The organism is Actinocorallia lasiicapitis (assembly GCF_054778695.1).
This window is the reverse complement of sequence record NZ_BAAGZI010000502.1, coordinates 1-3,619: the sequence shown is the minus strand read 5'-3', so window position 1 is coordinate 3,619 and position 3,619 is coordinate 1. Positions and strand designations below refer to the sequence as shown.

Sequence of the window (3,619 nt, the reverse complement as noted above, 5' to 3'; positions counted from 1 at the left end):
GGAACGGCTCGCCTCGGCCTGGCGTCCCGGGCACGCGTTCACCGTCGCCGTCCGGCCCCGGCCGGAGATCAGCGCCGCCGTCGCGACCGGTGAGGCCGACCTCGGGCTGATCGACGGGCTGGCCGCGCCTGACGACCCGCTCCACCTGCCCGATCTGGGGCCGCTGGTGAGCGTCGCGGTGAAGCAGGAGCGCGTCGCGGTGCTGATGCCGGCCGGGCATCCGCTGGCCCGCAGGGACGGGCTGCGGCTGGCCGACCTGTCGCAGGCCCGCTGGATCGACGCCACCGACACGGCCGTGCCGCTGCCCGCGCTGCGCGCCTTCACCGGCGCCGAAGGGTTCCGGCCTTCACTGCGCTACCCGTGCACCGACGTGCTCTGCCTGGTCGGGCTGGTCGCGGGCGGCCACGGCCTCGCGCTGCTGCCGCACCGCGAGGAGCTGACGTCGGCCCGGATCGCGGCCGTACCGATCACCGACCCGCCGCTGGTGCTGCGGACGGAGCTGCTGCACGCGCTGACGCCCAGCCCCGCCGCACTGCCCGTCGCACGGGTGCTTACGGACGGTTAGCAGAGGGCAGGAGAGATCCACAGACGTCACTTTCGGGGGAGAGCTCATGCGGTTGACCCGCACCGCCGGTACTGCCGGGGCCTTGGCGATCGCGGCGGGGGCCGTGCTCGCGGCCGCGCCCGCGGCGGCAGCGAACACCTACGGGATGAAGATCACCATGTCGGGCGATCATGCCAGGCCGCTGCCGGGCGAACGGCAGACCTACCGGCTGACCGTGCGGAACACCGGCAAGCTGGCGCTGTCCGGCGCGTGGGTCGCGCTCAAACGGCCGAAGGGCTGGACGGCGAAGACGCCCGGCGGCTGCCACCGCGAAGGCCGCCGTGTGGTGTGCGGGCTCGGCCGGCTCGCGCCGGGCCAGACCAAGCGGCTCGTGCTCCGGATGACGGTCCCGTCCCGTCCGCGCTACGGCAAGGTGATGGTCACCGCGTTCACCGGCGCGAAGGCGTTCGAAGGACCGGTCACCTGCTTCAACGTGCACGTGGTGCGCGCGCGGAACTGATGACCGTCGGCTGATGACCGACGGCGGGCGGCGACGCTGTAGTTTGTCCGCATGGTCTGGGACGTGATGCGGCAAGACGACAACGGCAACCAGGTGCGCGTGGCCTCGCACCGGACGCGGGTCTCGGCCCTCGCCCATGTGCTGGTGTTCGAGAGCGGTGTCCAGCACAAGCAGACCTACTGGGTCGACGGCTCGGACGCGCCGCAGCTCACCACCAACCGCGACCTCTACCTCGCCGGGCTCAAGGTCGGCCGGGACGCCCGCGCCGCGTCCTGGTCGCTGTCGGCGTTCCTGCGCTCGCTGTGGAAGGTCAGTGCGGGGCTGCGCTCACGCACCGAACTGACCCTCGACGACCTCGGCGCGCTGCTGTCGGCCGCGGGATCCACCCCGCCGCCGTCCTACGACAGTGCCTGGACCGCGAAGGACCTGTCGCTGGAGGGCGCGCCGCAGAGCTACGCCGACTGGGAGCACGTCCTGCTCGCCCAGATCGCCGACCTGGAGGACTTCATCACGGCCGCGCCCGCCGCCGACCGCGCCGAAGGCATCGCCGCGCCCCGGCCCGAAGGCACCGGCGAGCGGGCCACCCCCGCGCTCTGGCGGAACTTCGACCCCGCCGCGTACGTCGAGTGCGCCATCGCCGGCGCGCTCGGCGGCTGGGACGCCGCCGACGGCGCCCGCCGCCCCAAGGACGGAGCCCCCGGGAAGTCACCCGTCCGGGAGATCACCGAGGTCTCCTGGACCGACGCCTCCCGCCTGCTGGTCTGCGGCCAGAACTACGCCTGACTTGCGCGTCCGTTGCTGGCCGAACTGGTTTCGGTCAGGCCATGGACGAAGGTCGGACCCCGGGGTTTTCATGATTGCGTGTCCCGGCTGATCCTGCTCGGCGTGGGGACGGCCGGGGCGTCGAGGCACGCACCGGCCGGTCTCCTGCTCGAGTACGGGCAGGTGCGGATCGGGTTCGACGGCGGCCCCGGATCCGAACCGCCGGAGAACGTCCACGCGTGGCTCGTCAGCGACCCGTTCGACCCGCTGCAGGAGCAGCGCAGGGCGCTCGCCCACGCCACCGGGATGCCGGAGCCCGCCGTGTCGCCCTACGACCACGGGGCGCTCCGGATCGCTCCACTGCCGCTGTCCGGACACGCCTACGGATACCGGATCAGCACCGGCACCAGGACCGCGATCTGGGCGCCGCACACCCCGCACTTCCCGGCGTGGGCGTCGGCCGCCGACCTGATGTTCGGCGCCGAGGCCGTCGCCGCCAGCGCGCGGAGCGCGGGCGTGCGACGGCTGGTGCTGACGGTGCCCGCCGAACACGACGGCTCCCCGCTGGGCGCCGAATGGGGCGAGGAGGGGCGGGCCTACCGGCTCTGAGCGGTCAGCCGGTCAGCTCACGGGCCCGTTCGGCGACCCGCTCGAACACTGCGGGGTCCGCGGCCCAGGCGCTGTCCGGGCGGGGCCAGTGGACGGCCACCTCGGTGATCCCGGCCGCCTTGTACTCGCCGTAGAGGTCTTCGAAGGCGTCAGGGGAGGCCAGCCAGTCGTCGCCGCTGAAACCGGTGAGCAGCACCTTCGCCAGCGCGGTGTGGTCGCGGCCCTGCGCGGCGCACACCTCTTCCAGCTTGGCGAGCTGGGCCTTCACCACCGGCAGGGCCGGGCCGTCGGCGCAGCCCTGCGGGTTGGCGATCCAGCCGTCGCCGAGCCGGGCCGCCAGCCGCATCCCGCGCGGCCCCTCCCCCGCGATCAGGAACGGCGGACGGCCGTCCACCAGACCGGGCGCGAGATTCGCCTCGCGGGCCGACCAGAACTCGCCCTTCACCGTGACCGGCGCGCGGGTGAGGAGCGCGTCGAGCTGCTCGGTCCACTCGGCGAACCGGTCGGCGCGGACCTTCGGTGACCACACCTCGTCCAGGAGCTCGCCGTCCGAGGTCGGCGACCCGCCGCCCGCGCCGATCCCGAGCACCAGCCGGCCCCCGGAGATCCGGTCGATGGTCTTGATGGCCGACGCGGTGGGGACCGGATGGCGGAAGTTCGGCGACGTCACCAGGGTGCCGAGCCTGATCGTGCTGGTCAGGGTGGCGGCCGCCGCCAGGGTCGGGTACGCGTCGTCCCAGGGGGTGTGGCCGCGCCACGCGGTGTGGTCGTAGATCCAGGCCGTCCGGAAACCGAGTTCCTCGGCCCGCTTCCAGCGTTCACCCATCGCCGGCCAGTCCTCGATGGGCCACATCACCACGCCGATATCCATGCCGTCATCCTGTCAGGAACTCACGCAGAGCCCACCAGCGGTGCGCGGTCGCGGCGACGCCGAGCCGGTCGAGCGGGTCGCCGGTGAGCTGCCGGAACCGGCGCACCCGGTACTTGACCGTGTTCGGATGGACGTGCAGGACGGCCGCCGCCGCCTCGACCCCGCCCCCCTCGTCCAGGTAGGCCAGGACGGTCCTGGCCAGCTCCCGGTGGAACGGATCGGCGCGGTCCAGGGCCGGCAGGAGCGTGTCGGCCAGCAGCGCGCCGAGCGCCGGTTCCCCGGACGTCACGGTGGGCAGGGCCAGCTCCGCCAG

6 protein-coding genes are annotated in these 3,619 nt (G+C 73.6%); 4 read left to right on the top strand and 2 right to left on the bottom strand.

Annotated features, from left to right (window positions below; all coding sequences use genetic code 11):
* The 4 genes from ACYVE7_RS31065 to ACYVE7_RS31050 all read left to right on the top strand — a co-directional run.
* On the top strand, positions 1-565 hold a 565-nt coding region (locus ACYVE7_RS31065), incomplete at its 5' end, for a LysR family transcriptional regulator substrate-binding protein (protein ID WP_460369753.1).
* 46 nt (positions 566-611) lie between these two features.
* Entirely contained in the window at positions 612-1,064 is a 453-nt protein-coding gene (locus ACYVE7_RS31060; RefSeq protein ID WP_460369751.1) for an NEW3 domain-containing protein, read from the top strand.
* A 51-nt stretch (positions 1,065-1,115) separates the two neighbouring features.
* Positions 1,116-1,847 (top strand): hypothetical protein, encoded by a 732-nt coding sequence (locus ACYVE7_RS31055; protein WP_460369749.1) that lies wholly within the window; start codon positions 1,116-1,118, stop codon positions 1,845-1,847.
* Positions 1,848-1,925: 78 nt separating this feature from the next.
* A complete protein-coding gene (locus ACYVE7_RS31050; RefSeq protein ID WP_460369748.1) occupies positions 1,926-2,435 on the top strand; it encodes a hypothetical protein in 510 nt (169 codons plus the stop codon).
* 4 nt (positions 2,436-2,439) lie between these two features.
* Here the strand turns inward: ACYVE7_RS31050 and ACYVE7_RS31045 are convergent, their stop codons facing one another.
* Both ACYVE7_RS31045 and ACYVE7_RS31040 read right to left on the bottom strand, forming a co-directional pair.
* Entirely contained in the window at positions 2,440-3,306 is an 867-nt protein-coding gene (locus ACYVE7_RS31045; RefSeq protein ID WP_460369746.1) for an LLM class flavin-dependent oxidoreductase, read from the bottom strand.
* Positions 3,307-3,310: 4 nt separating this feature from the next.
* Positions 3,311-3,619, bottom strand: a 309-nt coding sequence (locus ACYVE7_RS31040; protein WP_460369744.1) for a helix-turn-helix domain-containing protein, incomplete at its 5' end; no start/stop codon positions are given.

What these genes read in the sequence shown, in the direction of transcription:
- ACYVE7_RS31055 (WP_460369749.1), top strand. Translation starts at nt 1,116, where the DNA reads ATGGTCTGGGACGTGATGCGGCAAGACGACAACGGCAACCAGGTGCGC.
- ACYVE7_RS31060 (WP_460369751.1), top strand. Translation starts at nt 612, where the DNA reads ATGCGGTTGACCCGCACCGCCGGTACTGCCGGGGCCTTGGCGATCGCG.
- ACYVE7_RS31045 (WP_460369746.1), bottom strand. Translation starts at nt 3,306, where the DNA reads ATGGATATCGGCGTGGTGATGTGGCCCATCGAGGACTGGCCGGCGATG.